At 68.0% G+C, this 20,574-nt stretch carries 18 protein-coding genes; 11 read left to right on the top strand and 7 right to left on the bottom strand.

Features of this window, described 5'->3' with window-relative positions; translation table 11 throughout:
• The first annotated feature begins 21 nt into the window (after nucleotides 1–21).
• The 4 genes from ACQ7HM_RS18310 to ACQ7HM_RS18295 all read left to right on the top strand — a co-directional run bounded on the left by ACQ7HM_RS18310 (nucleotide 22) and on the right by ACQ7HM_RS18295 (nucleotide 3,891).
• Complete coding sequence (locus tag ACQ7HM_RS18310; RefSeq protein WP_434217681.1) at nucleotides 22–597, top strand: TerD family protein; 576 nt, start codon at nucleotides 22–24, stop codon at nucleotides 595–597.
• Between the two features lie 31 nt (nucleotides 598–628).
• On the top strand, nucleotides 629–1,783 hold the full coding sequence (locus ACQ7HM_RS18305; protein ID WP_434217680.1) for a DUF475 domain-containing protein: 1,155 nt from the start codon (nucleotides 629–631) through the stop codon (nucleotides 1,781–1,783).
• Between the two features lie 116 nt (nucleotides 1,784–1,899).
• The gene (locus ACQ7HM_RS18300) at nucleotides 1,900–3,012 is read left to right on the top strand and encodes a ferredoxin reductase (RefSeq protein ID WP_434217679.1); all 1,113 of its coding nucleotides are present in this window, start codon (nucleotides 1,900–1,902) and stop codon (nucleotides 3,010–3,012) included.
• 66 nt (nucleotides 3,013–3,078) lie between these two features.
• Nucleotides 3,079–3,891 carry an adenylate/guanylate cyclase domain-containing protein gene (locus ACQ7HM_RS18295; RefSeq protein WP_434217678.1) on the top strand — a complete coding sequence of 271 codons (813 nt, stop codon included), beginning with the start codon at nucleotides 3,079–3,081 and terminating at the stop codon, nucleotides 3,889–3,891.
• A gap of 24 nt (nucleotides 3,892–3,915) precedes the next feature.
• On the opposite strand, the gene ACQ7HM_RS18290 is transcribed toward ACQ7HM_RS18295, so the two are convergent.
• On the bottom strand, nucleotides 3,916–4,593 hold the full coding sequence (locus tag ACQ7HM_RS18290; RefSeq protein WP_434217677.1) for a YoaK family protein: 678 nt from the start codon (nucleotides 4,591–4,593) through the stop codon (nucleotides 3,916–3,918).
• Between the two features lie 154 nt (nucleotides 4,594–4,747).
• Here ACQ7HM_RS18290 and ACQ7HM_RS18285 point away from each other — a divergent pair, with 154 nt between their 5' ends.
• A complete protein-coding gene (locus tag ACQ7HM_RS18285; protein ID WP_434217676.1) occupies nucleotides 4,748–5,854 on the top strand; it encodes a glycosyltransferase in 1,107 nt (368 codons plus the stop codon).
• A gap of 33 nt (nucleotides 5,855–5,887) precedes the next feature.
• Here ACQ7HM_RS18285 and ACQ7HM_RS18280 read toward each other — a convergent pair whose 3' ends face one another.
• Nucleotides 5,888–6,751, bottom strand: a complete 864-nt coding sequence (locus tag ACQ7HM_RS18280) for a cyclopropane mycolic acid synthase family methyltransferase (RefSeq protein ID WP_434217675.1) — start codon at nucleotides 6,749–6,751, stop codon at nucleotides 5,888–5,890.
• Nucleotides 6,752–7,006: 255 nt separating this feature from the next.
• On the opposite strand from ACQ7HM_RS18280, the gene ACQ7HM_RS18275 reads away from it, so the two are divergent.
• The 4 genes from ACQ7HM_RS18275 (at nucleotide 7,007) to ACQ7HM_RS18260 (ending at nucleotide 10,317) form a co-directional block, all read left to right on the top strand.
• Nucleotides 7,007–7,438, top strand: a complete 432-nt coding sequence (locus tag ACQ7HM_RS18275) for a type II toxin-antitoxin system Rv0910 family toxin (protein ID WP_434217674.1) — start codon at nucleotides 7,007–7,009, stop codon at nucleotides 7,436–7,438.
• On the top strand, nucleotides 7,435–8,313 hold the full coding sequence (locus ACQ7HM_RS18270; RefSeq protein ID WP_434217673.1) for an alpha/beta fold hydrolase: 879 nt from the start codon (nucleotides 7,435–7,437) through the stop codon (nucleotides 8,311–8,313). Before ACQ7HM_RS18275 ends, ACQ7HM_RS18270 begins: the two co-directional genes overlap by 4 nt.
• A 46-nt stretch (nucleotides 8,314–8,359) precedes the next feature.
• On the top strand, nucleotides 8,360–8,827 hold the full coding sequence (locus ACQ7HM_RS18265; RefSeq protein ID WP_434217672.1) for a nitroreductase/quinone reductase family protein: 468 nt from the start codon (nucleotides 8,360–8,362) through the stop codon (nucleotides 8,825–8,827).
• Nucleotides 8,828–8,889: 62 nt separating this feature from the next.
• Nucleotides 8,890–10,317, top strand: a complete 1,428-nt coding sequence (locus ACQ7HM_RS18260; protein ID WP_434217671.1) for a glucose-6-phosphate dehydrogenase — start codon at nucleotides 8,890–8,892, stop codon at nucleotides 10,315–10,317.
• Here ACQ7HM_RS18260 and cynS read toward each other — a convergent pair.
• The 5 genes from cynS to ACQ7HM_RS18235 all read right to left on the bottom strand — a co-directional run bounded on the left by cynS (nucleotide 10,304) and on the right by ACQ7HM_RS18235 (nucleotide 15,804).
• A complete protein-coding gene (gene cynS / locus ACQ7HM_RS18255; RefSeq protein ID WP_434217670.1) occupies nucleotides 10,304–10,756 on the bottom strand; it encodes a cyanase in 453 nt (150 codons plus the stop codon). The two genes, ACQ7HM_RS18260 and cynS, sit on opposite strands and share 14 nt — an antisense overlap.
• Nucleotides 10,757–10,984: 228 nt before the next feature.
• Complete coding sequence (locus ACQ7HM_RS18250) at nucleotides 10,985–12,097, bottom strand: GNAT family N-acetyltransferase (protein WP_434217669.1); 1,113 nt, start codon at nucleotides 12,095–12,097, stop codon at nucleotides 10,985–10,987.
• Nucleotides 12,098–12,113: 16 nt separating this feature from the next.
• Nucleotides 12,114–13,958: a glycoside hydrolase family 15 protein gene (locus ACQ7HM_RS18245; protein WP_434217668.1), complete on the bottom strand. Its 1,845-nt coding sequence runs from the start codon at nucleotides 13,956–13,958 to the stop codon at nucleotides 12,114–12,116.
• A 36-nt stretch (nucleotides 13,959–13,994) separates the two neighbouring features.
• Entirely contained in the window at nucleotides 13,995–14,498 is a 504-nt protein-coding gene (locus tag ACQ7HM_RS18240; protein WP_434217667.1) for a CoA-binding protein, read from the bottom strand.
• Nucleotides 14,491–15,804: an O-acetylhomoserine aminocarboxypropyltransferase/cysteine synthase family protein gene (locus ACQ7HM_RS18235; protein WP_434217666.1), complete on the bottom strand. Its 1,314-nt coding sequence runs from the start codon at nucleotides 15,802–15,804 to the stop codon at nucleotides 14,491–14,493. Before ACQ7HM_RS18235 ends, ACQ7HM_RS18240 begins: the two co-directional genes overlap by 8 nt.
• 135 nt (nucleotides 15,805–15,939) lie before the next feature.
• On the opposite strand from ACQ7HM_RS18235, the gene ACQ7HM_RS18230 reads away from it, so the two are divergent.
• Both ACQ7HM_RS18230 and ACQ7HM_RS18225 read left to right on the top strand, forming a co-directional pair.
• Nucleotides 15,940–20,037, top strand: coding sequence for a molybdopterin-dependent oxidoreductase (locus ACQ7HM_RS18230; RefSeq protein WP_434217665.1), 4,098 nt, complete (start codon nucleotides 15,940–15,942; stop codon nucleotides 20,035–20,037).
• A gap of 15 nt (nucleotides 20,038–20,052) precedes the next feature.
• Nucleotides 20,053–20,481 carry a hypothetical protein gene (locus tag ACQ7HM_RS18225; RefSeq protein ID WP_434217664.1) on the top strand — a complete coding sequence of 143 codons (429 nt, stop codon included), beginning with the start codon at nucleotides 20,053–20,055 and terminating at the stop codon, nucleotides 20,479–20,481.
• Nucleotides 20,482–20,574 lie beyond the last annotated feature (93 nt).

Below are 20,574 nucleotides of genomic sequence, written 5' to 3'. Positions count from 1 at the left end.
CCACTGAAGAAAGGGACTGACATGGGCGTCAGCTTGAGCAAGGGCGGCAACGTTTCTCTCACCAAGGAGGCACCGAACCTCACCGCGGTGTCGGTGGGTCTGGGCTGGGACATCCGCACCACCACCGGAACCGATTTCGACCTCGATGCCAGCGCCATCGCCGCCGGCACCGACAAGAAGGCGTTGTCGGACAAGCACTTCGTCTTCTTCAACAACCTGACCTCTCCCGACGGCTCCATCGAGCACACCGGCGACAACACCACCGGTGAGGGCGAGGGCGACGACGAGGTCATCAAGGTCAACCTGTCGGCGGTCCCGCCGGAGGTCGACTCCATCGTCTTCCCTGTCTCCATCTACGACGCGGATGCGCGTTCGCAGTCGTTCGGCCAGGTCCGCAACGCGTTCATCCGCGTGGTCGATCAGGCCAACAGCAAGGAGCTCGCCCGCTACGACCTCTCCGAGGACGCCTCCACCGAGACGGCCATGGTCTTCGGTGAGCTCTACCGTGCGGGCTCGGAGTGGAAGTTCCGCGCGGTCGGCCAGGGGTATGCCTCGGGACTCGCCGGAATCGCACGCGACTACGGTGTGAACGTCTGATTCGCTAGCCCCCTCCGAAAGGCTTCCCCTCGTGGTTGTTCGCACCTTCGGGATCTCGATCCTGGTGACCATCGCCGCTCTGGTGGTGGCGTTCATCTACGGCAGCTGGGAAGCGGTGGCGCTGTGCGCCATCCTCGGTGTGCTCGAGGTCTCGCTCTCCTTCGACAACGCGGTCATCAATGCGACCGTGTTGGAGAAGATGAGCGAGTTCTGGCAGAAGATGTTCCTCACCGTCGGCATCATCATCGCCGTCTTCGGGATGCGGCTCCTGTTCCCGCTCGTGATCGTCTGGGTCACGGCGGGACTGGATCCGGTCCGTGCGTTCGATCTGGCGATGAACCCGCCCGCCAACGGTGCCGACAACTTCGCAGACGGCAGCCCGAGCTACGAGAAGATCCTCACCGACGCCCATCCGCAGATCGCCGCGTTCGGCGGGATGTTCCTGTTCATGCTGTTCCTGAACTTCATCCTCGCCGAACGCGACACCAAGTGGCTGTCGTGGTTCGAGAAGCCGTTGGCGGCCATCGGCAAGCTCGATGCGCTCTCGGTGATCATCGCCGGCGGCAGCCTCACCCTCGTCGCGGAGTTCCTCGCTGACGATCAGCATCGCGCGACGATCATGATCGCCGGTGTGCTGGGCATGATCACCTACATCGCCGTCGACGGTCTCGGCTCGCTGTTCCACACCGAGCAGCTCGAGGAGGACCACGAGCGCGACGTCGCGTCGCGGGCCGCGGGTGGGCCGTCGACATTGGTCAAGGCGACCGGCAAGGCCGCGTTCTTCCTCTTCCTCTATCTCGAGGTGCTCGACGCGTCGTTCTCCTTCGACGGCGTCATCGGCGCGTTCGCCATCACCGCCGACCCGATCATCATCGCCCTGGGCCTCGGCTTCATCGGCGCGATGTTCGTCCGGTCGATCACCGTGTTCCTGGTCCGCCAGGGAACCCTCGCCGAGTACCGGTACCTCGAACACGGCGCGCACTGGGCCATCGGCGCCCTGTCGGTGATCCTCTTCATCTCGATCGAGTACCACATCAACGAGATCATCACCGGTCTCGTCGGGGTCGCGTTCATCGGCGCGGCCTTCATCAGCAGTGTCATCGCCAATCGACGCGAGGCGGGCGACGACACGACGCCACCGGCCGCCGGTTCCCCGGCCGGCGAGATGGCCACCGCCACCGAGTGATTCACCACCCGACGCATCGTCGACCGACCCTCGGCGACCGGCGGGTAAAGTGCTCGGCGGTCCTTGGGCGTCGAGGACCGGTTCGTGATCGGCCGAGAAGACGGGCAGGGATGGACATGGATCTGTTGAAGTGGAGCCGACGGCCCGCCGCGGACGTCTCGGCGACGATGCCGCAGGTGAACGTGCTGCGTGGACTGGTGGCGCGCGCGACGACACCGCTGCTGCCCGACGATTACCTGCACCTGCTCAACCCGCTGTGGTCGGCGCGGGAGTTGCGCGGCCGGATCGTGGCGGTGACGCGCGAGACCACCGACACCGCGACCGTCGAGATCGAGACCGGGTGGGGGTTCTCGCACAACTACCAACCCGGCCAATACGTCGGCATCGGTCTACAGATCGAGGGCCGTTGGCACTGGCGGTCGTACTCGCTGACCTCCATCGGCACCACCCGCAAGAAGCGGATCACCATCACCGTCAAGGCCAACCCCGACGGCTTCCTCTCGACGCACCTCGTGGACGGCGTCCAGCCCGGCACCGTCATCCGGCTCGCCGCCCCCAAGGGGGATTTCACGCTGCCGCATCCGGCCCCGCCGGCGATCCTCTTCATCACCGCGGGCAGCGGGATCACCCCGGTCATCTCCATGCTGCGGGGGCTGCGGTCGCGGGGCGAGACACCCGACATCGTGCACGTGCACTCGGCACCGACCCGCGACGACGTCATCTTCCTCGACGAACTCGAGGACCTCGCGGCGGCGGGTGTGGGCTACACGCTCGACCTGCAACTGACGCGCACCATGGGCAAGGTGGACCTCGACCGACTCGGTGATCGCGTCGCCGACTGGCGGACACGGTCGACGTGGGCGTGCGGCCCGATCGCGATGCTCGACGACGTCGAACACACATGGGGTGCGGCCGGCCTGGCCGAGAACCTGCACGTCGAACGTTTCGCGATCGCCCGCACCGACAAGGGTGGTGAGGGCGGCACGGTCACGTTCACGCGGTCGGGCAAGTCCCTCGAGATCGACGGTGCGACCACCCTGCTCGAGGCCGGCGAGGGTCAGGGCGTGCAGATGCCGTTCGGGTGCCGGATGGGTATCTGTCAGAGCTGCGTGGTGCAGCTGACCGGGGGTTACACCCGAGACCTGCGCAACGGGACCGAGAGTCGCGAGGGCGATCGCATCCAGACCTGCATCAGCACTGTCTCCGGTCGATGCACGATCGACCTGTGACCCCGACACCCCGGCCGGCGGGCGCCGATCCGACCGCCGCACGCCGCGCGCTTGGATCACCCGACCATGGCTGAATCGGGGGACAAGCGCAGCCCCGGGCGCGCGATCGTCGACGGTCTGCAGTCCGCGCGGCGGTGGGCAGCGCGGGTCAACCGCACCGATTCGGTGGTGCGCGCCGCGCGCACCGCCCGGCAGGTGGCGCCGGGTGATCTCCCGATCCTCGAGGTGTCGAGCAACCCGACGCGCCGCAGTGACCGGATAGCGCGCCTCATCGGCGAGGCCGCGGCCGACGAACCCAGCGCGCTGCGGGAGCTCGGTCTCACCGCGGTGCAGCTCTGGCAGGCGATCGGCGCACGGCGCGCCCCGACCGAGACCCCCAGCGAGTTCGTCACCATTCTGTTCACCGACCTCGTCGGTTTCTCCACCTGGGCGCTGGCGGCCGGCGACGACAAGGTTCTGCTGTTGTTGCGTCAGGTCAACGCGGCGACCGACGAGGTCGTCACCCGCCGCAACGGACGTGTGGTCAAGTCACTCGGCGACGGCACCATGGCCGTGTTCACCGAAGGCGCCGACGCCATCGAGGCGGCGCACGAGGCCTGCGTCGCGGTCAGCGCCATCACCGTCGACGGCCATCGACCCGCCCTGCGCGCCGGGCTGCACACGGGTAAGCCACGCCGGGAGGGCGACGACTACCTCGGTGTGGATGTGAACATCGCCGCCCGGGTGGCCGACGCCGCGGCCGGGGGAGAGGTGCTGGCGACCAGTTCCACCCTCGACGCGACCCGCGCGGACAAATACATCACGCGCCGCAGGCGGTTTCGGGCCAAGGGCGCGCCCCGCGATCTCATCGTCTACGCGGTGGTGCCGAAATACGAGTGATCACACCGGGTTCGGGCGCCCAGATCAGCCGAGGACACCGCTGCGGTCGGCGCTCGAATACGTGTAGAGCGTCGTCGCCGCGCTGATCACGGTGGCGACGAGGAGCATCTGGGGGTTGGTGATGACGAGACTGATGATCCCACCCGCGACAGCTCCGAAGAAGAACGAGGCGTAGAGGAGAAAGTACCCGAGCCACGCGTTGATCGGGCCGCCGCTGATGTGGCGCTCGATTCCCTGGCCCATCTTCACCAGGGTCCCGGTCACGTAGCTCAGCGGGATCGACACCTCACCGTTCTTGCAGAACGAGGTGTTGAGAGCGCCGATGCCGAAGGCGACGAAGATGATCGGCACGAAGTTCAGTTGCGGCGCATCCCATCCCGCCATGAACAGGTCGACCACGGTCGCGATGGCGAGCGCGCCGGTGGTGAGCACCGTGGCCCCATGTGGGTGGTTGACCCAGAAATGCCTGCGGCACAACGACGCAACGACGACGCCTGAGACGAACGACACGGTGATCAGCAACGCCGCAGTGGCCATCCAGGGCCGGCCCTGGAGAAACCCGAGCGCACCGCGTTCGGCGTTTCCGGTCATGAAGGTGACGAAATACCCTCCGGTCTGGGTGAATGCGGCTGCGCCCACCAATCCGGCGAGACCGGCGAGCACCCACGAGAGTCGTGATTCCTTGTCGGCGATGGTGTCCATGTTGCGAGATTAGCGGCGTTTTCTGAGACCTTCCTGTGACCTTCGGTCAGCCTGTGTGACGTCACGAAAGTGGCGGCGTGAATTGTGCACATGTTGTGCCGCCGGTCATCTCGGCGTAACACGACGAGGTCGGGCGGGGTGCGACACTCCGGTCATGCGCATCGTGCAGGTCGCGAACTTCTACGGTCCGCGATCCGGTGGACTCCGTACCGCGGTCGACCAACTCGGACGCGGCTACACCGATCACGGGCACTCCGTCACGGTGATCGTCCCGGGCCGCGCGGCGTCGGAGGAGGTCCTCGCCTCCGGCGTGGCGCGCATCACGGTGCCCGCCCTCAAGATCCCGGGCACCGGCGGATACCGGGTGGCCGACCCGCGACGGGTGACCGACCTCCTCGTCGGGTTGGCACCAAACGCCCTCGAGGTCTCCGATCGGCTGACGTTGCGTGGCCTCGGACCGTGGGCACGCCGCCGCGACATCGCGTCGGTGATGATCAGTCACGAGCGCCTCGACCGACTCCTCGGACAGGTGATGCCCGCGCGGTGGGCCCGCGCCGCGGCCGACGTCGCCAACGCCCGCACCGCGTCGGGATACGACGCGGTGGTGTGCACGACCGAGTTCGCCCGCGCCGAGTTCGACCGGATCGGCGCGACGAACGTCCACCGGGTCCCGCTCGGGGTCGACCTCGACCTGTTCCATCCGCGGCGTCGCAGCACCGCCACCGTCGACGAGTGGCGGGCCGGGTCCGCGCGCCTGCTCGTGCACTGTGGACGGCTCTCGGTGGAGAAGCACGTCGAACGCAGCATCGACACCTGCGCGGGGTTGCTCGCCGCGGGCGTCGACGCCCGGTTGGTGATCGCGGGCGACGGTCCTCGCCGGGCCTCGTTGACACGTCGCGCCGCCGGGCTGCCGGTCGAGTTCACCGGGTTCCTCGACAACCGGACGCGTGTCGCCGAGCTGCTCGCCGCGGCCGATGTCGCCCTGGCGCCGGGACCGCACGAGACCTTCTGTCTGTCGGCCCTGGAGTCGCTCGCCGCGGGGACGCCGGTCGTCGCCTCGCGTACCTCGGCGGTCGCGGAGATGGTCACCGACCGGTGCGGCGCGATCGCGGGGAACACCACCGATGAGTTCACCGACGGTGTGCGGTCGGTGTTCGCGCTGTCGTCGGACGGGCGGGTCAGCGCACGTCTGCGGGCCGAGGCCTACGGCTGGCCCTCGGCGGTGCAGGGCATGCTCGACGTGCTCGACCCCCGGTCGTGACCGGGGGTCGAGGGGTGGATCGGTGGCGGCGGGTTACTTCGCCAGCGTGAACTGCATGACGTCGATGTATCCGTTGCGGAAGTAGTCGGCGCATCCGGTGAGGTAGTGGATGTAGGTGTTGTACACGTCCTCCGACGCGATGCGGATCGCGTCGTCGCGACGCTTCTGCAGGGCGTCGGCCCAGATGTCGAGGGTCCGTGCGTAGTGCTGCTGCAGGGGCTGGATCTTCTCCACGGTGAAACCGGCGGCGGTCGACTCGCGCTCGACGTCGTGCGGTTCGGGGAGCTGTCCGCCCGGGAAGATCTCGTTGGCGATGAAGCGGGCGAACTGCAGCACCTCGCGGGTGATGGGCAGTCCTTTCTCCCGGATCACGTGGCGGTTGAACGCCACGATGGTGTGCAGCAGCATCCGACCGTCGGACGGCAGCAGCTTGTAGGTCTTCTCGAAGAACTGCGGGTACCGCTCGGCGCGGAAATGCTCGAACGCGCCGATGCTCACGATGCGGTCGACGGGCTGCTCGAACTCCTCCCAACCCTGCAGGCGCACCTCGGCGGTCCGTCCCTCGGGGGTGGCCTCGGCCAACGACGCGTTCACCAGCTCGTACTGGTTCTTGCTCAGTGTGAGACCGATGACGTTGACGTCGTATTTCTCCATCGCCCGCTTGATCGTGGTGCCCCAGCCGCAGCCGACGTCGAGCAACGTCATCCCCGGCTCGAGGCCGAGCTTGCCCAGCGAGAGGTCGATCTTCGCGTACTGCGCCTGCTCGAGGGTGTAGTCGTCCTCTTTGAAGTACGCGCAGCTGTACATCCGCGAGGGGTCGAGGAACAGATCGAAGAAGTCGTTGGAGAGGTCGTAGTGCGCCTGCACATCCTCGTAGAACGGGTCCAGCTCGGTCATGGGTGCCATCTTCCTTCCGTGGTGTTCCCCCTGATCCACCGATGCGGAGGATCGTGGCTCTGTGGCGTTCGGCCGTGTGGGCTGGGCCGATCGGAGTCCACAGAGCATCGTCGCCGGTCACCTTACCGGTGCGCCAGATCACACCGATGCCGTGGCAGGCGAGGTGGTGGGGAGACCGCGGCCGGAGTTCACCGGTAGCGTCGGCGGCAGAGGCGGCGGTACGCGCTGCCGCACCGGACGCGAAGGACACCCACTGTGGCAAGTGTGACCGTGACGGTCGATTCCGACCTGTCCCCGGCCGACGCCTGGGCGCTCGCATCGGACCTGGGCCGTTTCGACGAATGGCTGACGATCTTCGGAGGGTGGCGGTCGGAGGTGCCCAGCCGGATCGAGAAGGGCACCGCGGTGAAGTCGCTCATCAAGGTGAAGGGCTTCCGCAACGTGATCAGCTGGACGGTCACGACCTACGACGAACCCGAACGTATCGGTCTGCGGGGCACCGGTCGGGGCGGGGTGAAGATCGATCTGTCGATGACGGTCGCCTCGGTCGACTCCGGCTCGCGGTTCGACCTCACCGCGACACTCAGCGGCGGCCTGCTCAGCGGCCCGGTCGGCTCGTTGGTCGCCCGCGTGATCGAATCCGACGTGCGACGGTCGGTCGACAACCTCGCCGCCCTGCGCTCATGACCGCCCTGTCGACGGTCACCATCAACGGTGAGCCCGCCGCCTATCGCGACGTCGGCCACGGCGAGGTCATCCTCCTGATCCACGGTATGGCCGGCAGTTCGGCCACGTGGCGCGACGTGATCCCGGTGCTGGCGAAGCGCTATCGCGTGCTGGCCCCCGACCTGCCCGGTCACGGCGCATCCGGCAAGCCCCGTGGGGACTACTCGCTGGGCTCGTTCGCGGCCTGGCTGCGTGATCTCCTCGACGAACTCGCAATCGACCGCGTGACGGTCGTCGGCCAGTCGCTCGGCGGTGGCGTCGCCATGCAGTTCAGCTACCAGCACCCCGAGTACTGCCAACGTCTGGCGTTGATCAGTAGCGGCGGCCTCGGCCCCGACGTCAGCTGGACGCTGCGTCTGCTCGCCGCCCCCGGTGCCGAGCTGCTGATGCCCGTCATCGCCGCGGCGCCGGTGATCACCGCGGGCAACAAGGTGGCCTCGTGGCTGGGGGAGCGTGGGCTGCGCGCGCCGCGTGCCAACGAGATGTGGCGCGCACACCGCTCCCTGGGCGATCGCGAGACACGTGCGGCGTTCCTGCGCACCCTGCGCGCAGTCGTCGACCACCGCGGTCAGGCGGTCAGCGCGATGGGCAAGCTGCACCTCAACGAGGGCATGCCGACCCTTCTCGTCTGGGGTGACGACGACGTGATCATCCCGGTCGAGCACGCCCACGCCGCACACGAGGCGATGCCGGCGAGCCGACTCGAGATCCTGCCGGGCGTCGGCCACTTCCCACAGGTCGAGGTCCCCGACGCCGTCGCGCGGCTGCTCATGGAGTTCCAGCAGCAGCCCGCGCGCGTACCGCGTCCGGTCGCGGACACCCACCGATCGGGTTAGCCGGGGCCGTCGGTTCCGCGGGGGCGGGCCGACTACCGTCGAGTCCATGGGTCTGCTCACTCCACTCGCCGTCCGCATCGGCGCGATCGGTTGGATGCCGAAGGCGCTGCCGCTGATCGAGAAGACCGACAGTCGCCTCCAACGGGTGACCCACGGGCGGGTCAGCCTCCTCGACATCGCGGGGCTCCCGAATCTCCTGCTGCGGGTGCCGGGCCGCAAGAGCGGTGTCCTGCGATCGACACCCCTGCTGTGCGCGCCGCGCAGCGCCGACGAATGGCTGATCGCCGGCTCGTATTTCGGCAATCCGAAGACGCCGACGTGGGTGTACAACCTCCGCGCCACCGACTCCGCCGAGATCGTCGTCGACGGCACCCCGATCGCGGTGTCGTGGCGGGAGGCGGGCGACGACCGACCCGCCCTGTGGGCCGAACTCCTCGACGTGTGGCCGAATTTCCGTCTCTACGAACAACGCACCGACCGGACCATCCCGGTGTTCGTCCTCACGCGGCGCTGAGCGGGTCCACCCGGCCCGGCGCTGCCCGGCACCCACCGTCGCGCGTGGGGCATAGTGGAGCCATGCCCGACACCACCTCAGGGAGCGACACTCCCACGGTCTTCGTCTTGTTCGGCGCCACCGGCGATCTCGCGAAACGCATGGTGCTGCCCGCCTTCTACGAACTCGCCCAGCGGGAGCTCCTGCCGACGCGGTGGAAGCTCGTCGGCAACGGTCGCGGCAAGCGCACCGACGACGAGTTCCGGCAGCACGTCGCCGACGCGCTGACCGAATTCGCCGATGGCACCGACGATCACTGGGACGCGTTCGCGAAGAATCTCCGTTTCGCCGGTGGGGGATTCACGGTCGACGATCCCGGGCAGCTCCCCGATGTGATCGACGAGATCCGCAACGAGGACGATTTCAGCGGCGACGACGTCCAGCTCGTGCACTACATCGCGCTGCCGCCGGCGACGTTCACCGATTACACGAAGGCGCTCGGCGAGCACGGACTCGACGAGGGCGCGCGCGTGGTCTACGAGAAGCCGTTCGGCACCTCGCAGAAGTCGTTCGAGGAACTCGACGTCGCGGTGCACGAGGTGTTCGACGAGAAGCAGGTCTATCGGATCGACCACTTCCTCGGCAAGGAGAGCACCCAGAACCTGCACATCATCCGTTTCGCCAACGGCATGTTCGCCGGTCTGTGGAACCGCGAACACGTCGAGCAGGTCCAGATCGACATCCCCGAGACCCTCGACATCGACGATCGCGCGGAGTTCTACGACGCCACCGGCGCGGTGTTGGACATGCTCGTCACCCACCTGTTCCAGGTGGCCGCCGAGGTGGCCATGGAGCCGCCGCTGAGCCTGCGCGCCGACGACCTGCAGACCGCCCGGGAATCGGTGATCGCGGCGTTCCGCCCCATCGACGCCGACGAGGTGGTGCTCGGTCAGTACGACGGTTACCGCGACACCGAGGGGATCGCCGACGATTCCAGCACCGACACCTATGTGGCCGCACGGATGTGGGTCGACACCGACCGCTGGCGCGACGTCCCGTTCGTGCTGCGTACCGGGAAGATGCTCGGCGTCTCCGCGCAGCGGGTGACGCTGGTGTTCCGTCGTCCCGAGGACGGTCCGGTCACGCACCTGCCCGCCGACGGCGCGGCGCTGACCTTCGACCTCTCCGGTGACGGCGAGATCGACATCACGCTCACCGTCAAGACCCCCGGCCCCGGTGAAAAGCTGTCGGTGGCACACATGGAGCTGCCGTTGAGCACCATCGAGACCAACGGCGGTGGCCTGTCGCCGTATTCGCGGTTGCTCTACGACGTGCTCGACGGCGATCGCTCGCTGTTCACCCGCCCCGACGGTCTCGCCCACGTGTGGGAGGTCGCGGCACCGTTGCTCGACAACCCGCCCGCGGTGCAGTCCTACGCGCCCGGGTCGATGGGACCGCACGCCGCCGACGAGTTGGCCGACCCGGTGGGCTGGTTCGTCAGCGCCCGCTGACCCAGTCGTACGGCAGGAACTTGCCGTCGAAGGTGATCACCACCCGATCGCCGAGTTCGTGCGGCACCTTGTCGATGTCGAGGCTGAAGTTGATGGCGCTCATGATGCCGTCGCCGAACTTCTCGTGGATCAGCTCCTTGAGCGCGGGCCCGTAGACGGCCAGCGCCTCGTACAGGCGATAGATGGTCGGATCGTTCACCGCCACATCACGATCGGTACCCCGGGTCGGAACCGTGCCCAACACCGCGACCGCCTCGGCGGGCAGCCCGAGCTTCTCCACGAGGACCTCCGCCTCGGGGCGAGGAATGGGGTGCTGGCCCAACAACGCCGCCGTGGTCCACACGACCGGTCGCTCCACGGCATCGGCGAGGTCCTGCCAACTCACCCCCTCTTCGATGCGGCGCGCGGCGATGATGTCGGTCAGTTCGTTCCTGTTCATCACCCCAGCATGGCCGGAGTCGACCGATACCGCAGCGGTCGACGTCGAATCGGATCGCTGCCATGACCACGCGGTCACCCGGCGTTCATCGGACCCCGCCACCGTCTCGGCGTGACGAGCATCGAGTTCGCCGGACCGAACGTCGGGAAGTAAACCGGGGTCGGCCACTTCCCCGACCGCGCCCGGTTCGAACGGTTCGCGGCGGCCTATCGCGACGGCATGGCTCGCTCAGATCGACACCGACTTCGCGAAACACCGGGCGATCTGCAGGCGGTCGGCGTCATAGCCGTCCCACTTCGCCGCGGGCACCACGTCACGCCCGACCTCGCCGAAACCCCGCCGGAGGAAGAACTGGGCGGCATCGGTACTGACGGTCACCGCGAAGAGTGTGGTGAGGCCACGGTCTCGGCACATCGCCGACAGTCCATCGACGAGCAGACCACCGGCGCCGAGGCCGGAGAACTCTGCGACGGTGATCAGACCGGACACCTCGCCGAACCCGGTCCCGGCGTAGCGGTCCACCTCGAGCCCAACGATGCCGGCGAGGTGTCCAGTGCGCAGCACCCGGGCCCCGAGCCCGCCAACAGCCATCCTGGCGATCTCGATCCTGCTGCGCCGCTTGAGAACTCCTTCACGCACACCCTGGGCCACAAGATGCTCGATCGCGGGGAAGTCATCGACCTGTAACGAGGCCAGGTGTAGGTACCGCCCCTGCGTCAACACGGTTCCACGGCCGTCGAAGGTCAACAGCTCGAATTCGAGATCCTCGGCTCGGCAGAGGTTCACGCTGTACGCGCCACCGGCCAGCGCCTCCTGCGCGGCGGGGACGAAATCATCGAGCCCACGCCGGGCGAGATATGCGACGAGACGATCTCGGTGCGAGTCGATGTCCGCGAAACTCCGTGGCGGGTCACCCCACCCGCCGCCGGAATCGGTGAGCACCATCTTCGACGCCCGGACACTCGCCGTCACCGAACCCGCGGTACGTGCGACAGCAGCGCGCTCTGCGCCGACCACGACGCGATGTGAGTCCGCAATTGCGAGCCACAGGCGGGCGATGGTCTCTTCGTCCCACTCCGTCGACCCTTCCACGACCAGACCGCCGATCGCCTCCGCTGCTCTCGCAACACGGTCAACCGGGACCACGAACACGAAACGGGTGTCGCCCGGAGCGAACTCGCTGATCGTGCGCGTCATCGCCGTCAGGGCATCCGCGGTCATCACGGGTAGGGCGACCACGATCGTGACGCCCCGGAACTCCTCGATGAAGAAGTCGCGCTCGACGACCGGCACACCACCGGCCGTCACACCGTTCACCGCCACCGACGTCTTGGCGACCACCTCGCCCGACCGCCCCTCACACCCCGAGTTCGCGATCGAGGTTGTAGGCAGCGCTGATCAGGGCGAGGTGGGTGAAGGCCTGGGGGAAGTTGCCGAGTTGCTCACCGGTCAGCCCGACCTGCTCGGCGTAGAGGCCGAGATGGTTGGCGTGGGTGAACATCTTCTCCATGGCCAGGCGGGCGTCGGCGCGGCGACCGACGCGCGTCAATGCCTCGACGTACCAGAACGAACAGAGGGAGAAGGTGCCCTCGGTGCCGCTCAGACCGTCGTCGTGATCGCTTGCGTCATAACGGAACACCAGCGAATCGCTCACCAACTGTCCCTCGATGGCCTCCAGCGTCGCGAGGAATCGCGGATCGGTGGGGGAGAGCAGCTTGACCGCGGGGATGAGCAGCAGCGACGCGTCGAGTCGGTCGGATTCGAAGGTCTGCGTGAACGACTGCCGGGATTCGTTCCAGCCCTTGGTCATGATCTGGTCGAAGATCTCGTCACGGGTCTTCATCCAGGTCGCCACATCGCCCGGCAGACCGCGCTGGCGACTCATCCGGATCATGCGCTCGAACGCGACCCAACACATGAGGCGCGAGTACACGAAGTTCTGCGACTCCGAGCGGACCTCCCAGATACTCTCGTCGGACTGGTCCCAGTTGTCGACCAGCCAGGACATCACCCCGCACAACTGATTCCACGAGTTCCACGAGATACCGGGTCCGTACTTGTTGAACAGGTACACCGAGTCGATCAGCTCGCCGTAGATGTCGAGTTGCATCTGATTGGTCGCACCATTGCCGACGTTGACCGGGGTCGATCCGCGGTAGCCCTCCCAGTGCTCGAGCGGCTTCTCGTCGGGTGGCGAGTCACCGTCGATGGTGTACATCAGGCGTAGCGGGCGGCCGTCGGAGTCGCCGCCGTCGCTGAAACGTCTTGTGAGCCAGCCCATGAACGCGGCCGCCTCGTCGTTGAAACCGAGACGCAGGAGTCCGTAGAGCGAGAACGCCGCATCGCGGATCCAGACGTAGCGGTAGTCCCAGTTGCGTTCACCGCCGATCTCCTCGGGCAGCGCGGTGGTGACCGAGGCGACGATGGCACCGGTCGGCTCGTGCGTCATCAGCTTCAGCGCCAGGGCCGAGCGGTGCACCATCTCGCGCCAGCGGCCGGTGTAGTTCGACTGCGCGAGCCACGACTGCCAGAATCGCACCGTGCCGTGGATGATGAGTTCCGACGCCTCGGAATCGCTTTCGTCGTCGGGGATCTCGTCGGCGCCGAGGGTGTAGGTCGCCGCCTCACCGACACCGAGTCGGACGCGGGAGGTCACGACACCGTCGTCGACCTCCATGGGTGCATCCGACGCGAGGTACAGCGTCAGGTCACCACCGGACAGCGTGACGTGGGTGTCGTCGACAGCCGACGCCGTGTGCTCGGCGCGCCCGTAGTCGAAGGCGGGGTCGAGTCGCATGGTCATGGTGACGCGCCCGCGGACGCATTCGACGCGGCGCACGATCCGGGTGCGGTGATCGGGATCGCGCGGCTTCGCCAGCGGCATGAGGTCCTGTACCTCGGCGACGCCGTCCTCGCTCATGAAGCGGGTGACGAGGACGTTCGAGTCGGGCAGGTAGAACTGCTTCGTCGAGACCAGGCCGTCGACCATCGACACATCCCACGATCCACCCTTCGACGAGTCGAGGAGCGAACCGAAGACGCTCGGTGAGTCGAATCGGGGACAGCAGAACCAGTCGATACGACCGTCGATGCCGACCAGGGCCGCGGTGCGCAGATCACCGATCACACCGTGATCGGCGATGGGGAGATAACCGTCGACCGAGTCGTCGGTCGTGGGCGTGGTGGCGTCGTTGCGGGTCACACTCCCCATACTGGCAGTACGGGGTGGATCACCCGGTCAGAGACCTGACCGACGACGCGAGTCGATGACGCCGGTGTCGAACCCGGCGAGGTGCAGACCGCCGTGGAAACGGGCGTGTTCGATCTTGATGCAGCGGTCCATCACCACCTGCAGTCCGGCCTCCTCCGCCCGGTGCGCGACGTCTTCGTGCCACAGACCCAGCTGCAACCACAGCGTCTTGGCGCCGACGGCGATCGCCTCATCGGCCACCTGCGGCAGGTCGTCGTGTCTGCGGAACACGTCGACGAGGTCGGGGGTGCCGGGCAGATCGGCGAGCGTCGGGTACACCGTGGTGCCCTCAATGTCGTCGATCGTGGGGTTGACCAGCCAGACGGTGTAGTCCGAGGTCGACGACAGGTACTTGTTCACGAAGTAGCTGGCGCGCGCGGGATTCTTCGAGGCACCGACGATCGCGATGGTCCGTGTCCCGGTCAGGATGGCCCGTCGCTGTGCCGCCGTGGGGCCCACCCAGGTCCTGGTCCCGCTGTCGGTGTCAGGCATCGGTGGTCGCCTCCTCGGCGGTCGCGGTCGCCGCAGCCAGCGCCTGATCGAGATCCCAGAGGATGTCCTCGATGTCCTCGATGCCGACACTGATGCGGATGAGGTCGTCGGGGACGCCGGCGGCCTCGAGTTGTTCGGCGGTGAGCTGCCGGTGTGTGGTGCTGCCGGGGTGGATCACGAGGGTCCGCACGTCGCCGATGTTCGCCACGTGGCTGGCGAGGCGCACGTTCTCGACGAAGGCGCGACCGGCGTCGCGACCGCCGGTGATGCCGAACGCGAACACCGCACCCGGACCGGCCGGGAGGTACTTCGCAGCGCGTTGCGCGTGCGGGTGATCGGGGAGCCCCGCCCAGCGCACGTAGGTGACGCGGGGATCGGCGTCGAGCCATTCGGCGACGGCGCGCGCATTGGACATGTGCGCGTCCATGCGCTGCGGCAGCGTCTCGATGCCCTGGATCAGCTGGAACGCCGAGGTCGGGGCGAGGCTCGCCCCGAGGTCACGGACCTGCTCACTGCGGACCTTGGTGAGGAATCCGTACTCACCGAAGTTCCCCCACCAGGTGAGCCCGCCGTAGGAGGCGACCGGCTCGGTCATGGCCGGGAATCGGCCCGAACCCCAGTCGAACCGGCCGGATTCGACGATCACACCGCCGAGGGTGGTGCCGTGCCCGCCCAGGAACTTTGTCGCGGAATGCACGACGATGTCGGCCCCGTGTTCGATCGGGCGGCACAGCCACGGCGTGGCCATGGTGGAGTCGACGACGAGGGGGAGCCCGTGCTCATGGGCCACCGCCGCGAGTCCCTCGAGGTCGGCGATCTCGCCCGACGGGTTGCCGATCACCTCGGCGTAGACGAGCTTGGTGCGATCGGTGATCGCCGCGGCGTAGTCGGCGGGGTCGGTGCCGCCGACGAACGTCGTCTCGATCCCGAAGCGACGCAGGGTCACGTCGAGTTGGGTCACGGTGCCGCCGTACAGACCGGCCGCGGCGACGATGTGGTCGCCCGCGCCGGCCAGCGTCGCGAAGACGGCGAACTCGGCCGACAGACCGCTGGCGGTCGCGACCGCACCGATCCCACCCTCCAGGCTGGCCATCCGCTCCTCGAACGCGGCGACCGTCGGATTGCCGATGCGGCTGTAGATGTTGCCGTACTTCTGCAGGGCGAACAGGTCACCCGCATCGTCGGAGTCGGCGAAGACGTAGCTCGCGGTCTGATAGATCGGGATGGCTCGGGCACCGGTGTGCGGGTCGACGCGAGCCCCCGCGTGAATCGCTCGGGTACGCAACCCGAATTCGTGATCGGTCACTCCCCGGAGACTAGCCGAACTCCATCGGGGCCGCGGACGCGCTCACCCCCGCGCGGGCGCGACGGTGAGGAGATCGTCACCTCCGACACACAGCGGGGTAATCGGTGCGAGAGACCGCGCCGACACCATGGGGTCATGGTCAGATCCCTGTGCGCGTACTGCGGTGTGGGGTGCGGCATGGTCCTGCAGATCGGCAGCGGTCCCGACGGCGTCGACGTCGTCACCAAGACCTCGGGGGACACCGCACATCCCAGCAACGCCGGGCGCCTGTGCACGAAGGGCGCCACCACCGCCGACATGCTCGCCGCACCCGGACGCCTGCACACCGCACTGGTCCGCGCCGAACGCGGCAGCGCGCCGGTTCCGACCGCCACGACCGACGCCATCGCACTCGCCGCGGGTCGGATGCGGTCCATCGTCGACGAACACGGCCCCGACGCGGTCGCGATCTACGTCTCGGGGCAGATGTCGCTCGAGGCGCAGTACCTCGCGACCAAGCTCGCGAAGGGCTACCTGCGGACCGCGTACATCGAGTCGAACTCCCGACTGTGCATGGCCAGCGCCGGCACCGGGTACAAGCAGTCGCTCGGCGCCGACGGACCGCCCGGCTCCTACGACGACTTCGACCACGCCGACCTGTTCTTCGTGAGCGGCGCCAACATGGCCGACTGCCACCCGATCCTGCATCTGCGGATGCTCGACCGCATCAAGTCCGGTGCCCGGCTCATCGTGGTCGACCCGCGCCGCACCGCGACCGCCGACAAGGCCGACCTGCACCTGCAGATCACCCCCGGCACCGATCTGTGGCTGATGAACGGGCTGCTGCACCTGCTCGTCGAGGCCGACGCGGTCGATCACGACTTCATCGCCGAGTTCACCGACGGCTGGGATCAGATGGTCGACTTCCTCGCCGACTACACCCCGGCCGTGGTGAGCAGGAAGTGCGACATCGCCGAGTCCGATCTGCGCACCGCCGCGCAGTGGATCGCCGAGGCCGACGACTGGATGAGCTGCTGGACCATGGGCCTCAACCAGTCGACCCATGGGACGTGGAACACCAACGCGCTGTGCAACCTGCATCTCGCGACCGGTGCGATCTGCCGCACCGGCAGTGGACCGTTCTCGCTCACCGGCCAGCCCAATGCAATGGGCGGTCGCGAGATGGGTTACATGGGACCGGGGCTGCCCGGTCAGCGCAGTGTCCTCGTCGACGCCGATCGCGAGTTCGTCGAGAACGCATGGGATCTGCCTGCGGGATCGCTGCGCACCGAGGCGGGCGCGGGCACGATCGACATGTTCTCCCGGATGGCCGACGGCGAGATCAAGGCCTGCTGGATCATCTGCACCAATCCCGTTGCCAGCGTGGCGAACCGGTCGACGGTGATCGCCGGTCTCGAGCGCGCCGAGTTGGTCGTCACCCAGGACACGTTCGTCGACACCGAGACCAATGCCTACGCCGATGTCGTGTTGCCCGCGACGTCGTGGACCGAGTCCGAGGGAGTGATGGTCAATTCCGAGCGGACACTCACCCTGTTCCGGCCCGGCGTGCCCGCACCCGGCGACTGTCTGCCCGACTGGCAGCTCATCGCGCTCATGGCGCGAGAAATGGGTTACGGCGACGCGTTCGACTTCGCCTCCGCGGAGGAGGTGTTCGACGAGATCGTCGGTTTCGCGAACCCCAAGACGGGATACGACCTGCGGGGTGTCACCTACGAACGCCTGCGCGAGACCCCGACCCAATGGCCCTGCCCTCCGGGGTCCACACAGCCACGCCACCCGATCCGCTACGTCAACGACGGCGTCAGCCAGACCCTGCTGACCCGACCCGACGGGTCCACGCCCCGCCTGGCCTTCGCCACCCCGAACGGTCGGGCCCAGTTCTTCGCCCGCCCGGCCATGGATCCCGCGGAGATGCCCGACGACGACCATCCGTTCGTCCTCAACACCGGGCGGCTTCCGCACCAGTGGCACACGATGACCAAGACCGGCCGGGTGGCGAAGTTGACAAAACTGAACCCGGGGCCGTTCGTCGAGATCCACCCCGACGACGCCGCGTCCCTGGGCATCTCGTCGGGCGATCGGGTCGAGATCTCCTCGCGTCGCGGCTCCGCCGTCCTTCCCGCGACGCTCAGCGACCGCGTCCGACCGGGTGGGTGCTTCGCGCCGTTCCACTGGAACGACGTGTTCGGTGAGGACCTCGCCATCAACGCCGTCACCAACGACGCCGTCGATCCGGTGTCGCAGCAACCCGAGTTCAAGGCGTGCGCGGTACGGCTCGTCCGGGTGGGAGCGGCGGCGGTCGTGCCTGCTCCCGGCGGGGCCCCGGCTCCACAGACCACCGATGCGATGGGCCCGATCGGTCGGGCCCTCGGGGTCTCGACGTCGGACATCGTCGAATTGACCGCCGCCGAACGGAACTGGGTCGCCGGCCTCGTCGCGGGTCTGCAGGCCGCGCCGGTCGGTGACGCCCCGACCGGGGGAGTACCGGCCGTTCCGGCCGACGCGCCGCTCTCGCCCCCGGCACGCGCATATGTCGCCGGTGTCCTCGCCGGGATCTACTCGCGCACAGGTCCGTCCGACACCTCTGTTGACGACCCCGACGCCGGGTCGACGCCGACGACGACGGCGGTGGTGTTGTGCGCCTCGCAGACGGGAACCGCGGAGGAGTTCGCGGCCACCGCCGCGGCCCACCTCGCCGACACCGGCGTCGGGGTGACCCTGCGCACCATGGACGACTTCTCCGTCGCCGACCTCGCCCACCACGACGCTGCTCTGATGATCACCAGCACCACCGGAGACGGTGACGCCCCCGACAACGGCGCCGCGTTCTGGGATCAGGTGACCGCGCCGGACGCGCCCGACCTCCGCGGCGTGCGGTATTCGGTACTCGCGTTCGGCGACTCCAACTACGACGACTTCTGCGGCCACGGCCGCAAACTCGACGCACGGCTCGCCGAACTCGGCGCCGACCGCATCGCCGACCGCGCCGATTGTGAGCCCGAGTTCGAGAACACCGCCACAGGCTGGCTGCGCACGGTCAGCGCGCGCCTCGCGCCCGCCGCACCGGCCCCGTCCGCTCCGATCGCCCCGACGCCCGCGGCACCCGAGTCCGTCGGATACAGCAGGCGGTCACCGCTGCGCACACGCCTCGTCCGCAACACCCCGCTCTCGGGTGCCGGATCGGCGAAAGACGTCCGGCAGTTCGGTTTTCACCTCCCACCCGACACCCTGAGCTACGAGACCGGCGACGCCCTGGGCGTGTGGCCCCGCAACAGCGCGCACCTGGTCGACGAATGGTTGACGCTCACGGGGCTCGACGGCGACACCCCGGTCGATCTCGCCGGCGATGCACCGCGGCCCCTGCGCAACGCGCTGCGCGACGATCTCGAGATCGCCCGCATCACCCCCGACCTGCTGCGCTTCGTGGTGCGCCGCTCAGGCGACGTGGACCTCGAGGCCATGATGCTGCCCGAGAACCGCGATCGACTGAACGACTGGACGTGGGGCAGGCAGTCACTCGACCTGCTGGCCGCGTACCCGGTGCGGGCGCATGTCCACGAGTGGCTGGCCGTGCTGAAACCGATGCAGCCCCGGCTCTACTCGATCTCGTCGAGCCCCCTCGACCATCCCGACGAGGTACAGCTGACGGTGTCGGCGGTACGCCACAACCTGCACGGGACACCCCGCCGAGGCGTGTGTTCTACCTATCTCGCCGATCACGCCGACGACGACGAGATCGGGATCTTCGTCCAGAAGTCGACCCACTTCCGTCCACCCGCCGACCCGGACACCCCGATGATCATGATCGGCCCGGGGACCGGGGTGGCGCCCTTCCGCGCGTTCCTGCAGGAGCGGCGCGCACGGGGCCACACCGGCCCCAACTGGCTGTTCTTCGGCGAGCAACACGAGGCCACGGATTTCTACTACCGCGACGACCTGGCGACGATGCTCGACGACGGTGTGCTGACGCGACTCGACGTCGCGTTCTCACGCGATCAGGCCGACAAGGTCTACGTGCAGGACCGGATGCGCGAGCACGGCGCCGAGATGTGGGACTGGCTGCACCGGGGCGCGTCGATCTTCGTGTGCGGTGACGCGACACGGATGGCCCGCGACGTCGACGCGGCCCTGAAGGGCGTGGTGGCCCAGTACGGACGCCTGGCCCCGCACAGCGCCGAGGCCTATGTGAAAGCCCTCGCCGCCGACAAGCGATACGTGCGCGACGTGTACTGACCTACCATCGGCGGTGTGACGAACATCAGCACGGTGGCCTTCGCCATCTGCGATGTCGTGATCGTTCTGGGCTGGATCTGGTCGCTGACCCGCGCCTGGAACGCCCCGCACGACCCCGATCTCGAGCTCGCGATCGAGGCCGCACGGCGGGAGTCGCGGCGCGGCGGGCCCTCGGAGCGTTCGGTGGCCGACCTACGACGCGATGCCGTCGACTGGAAGATCAAGCTGGAGACGAAGGCGTCGTATCCCGCGTTCGGCTCCGCGGTGCTCAGCGGGGTGACCTTGGGCTTCAGCGGCAACGCCGTGGGTCGCAGCACGTCGTTCGCCGACGCCTGGATCATCAGCGCCGCGATGCTCCTCGCCTCCCTCGCGGTGGCGTTCACCAGTCGGCTCGTGACAGCCAAGCGGATCCAGCACCGCCTGCCACGTCTTCTCGGCCGCTGACGAACGGCCGGGGCGGAGTCGCAACACATCTGCCGACATCCCGCGGTCGATCGGTAACGATATCGTGACGGCGAACGAGAACAGTGCGTTGGC

It is taken from the genome of Williamsia sp. MIQD14 (assembly GCF_051025635.1).
Taxonomy (GTDB): Bacteria; Actinomycetota; Actinomycetes; order Mycobacteriales; family Mycobacteriaceae; genus Williamsia_A.
Note: the sequence above shows the minus strand (reverse complement) of the source record. Positions and strands in the feature narration are given on the sequence as shown.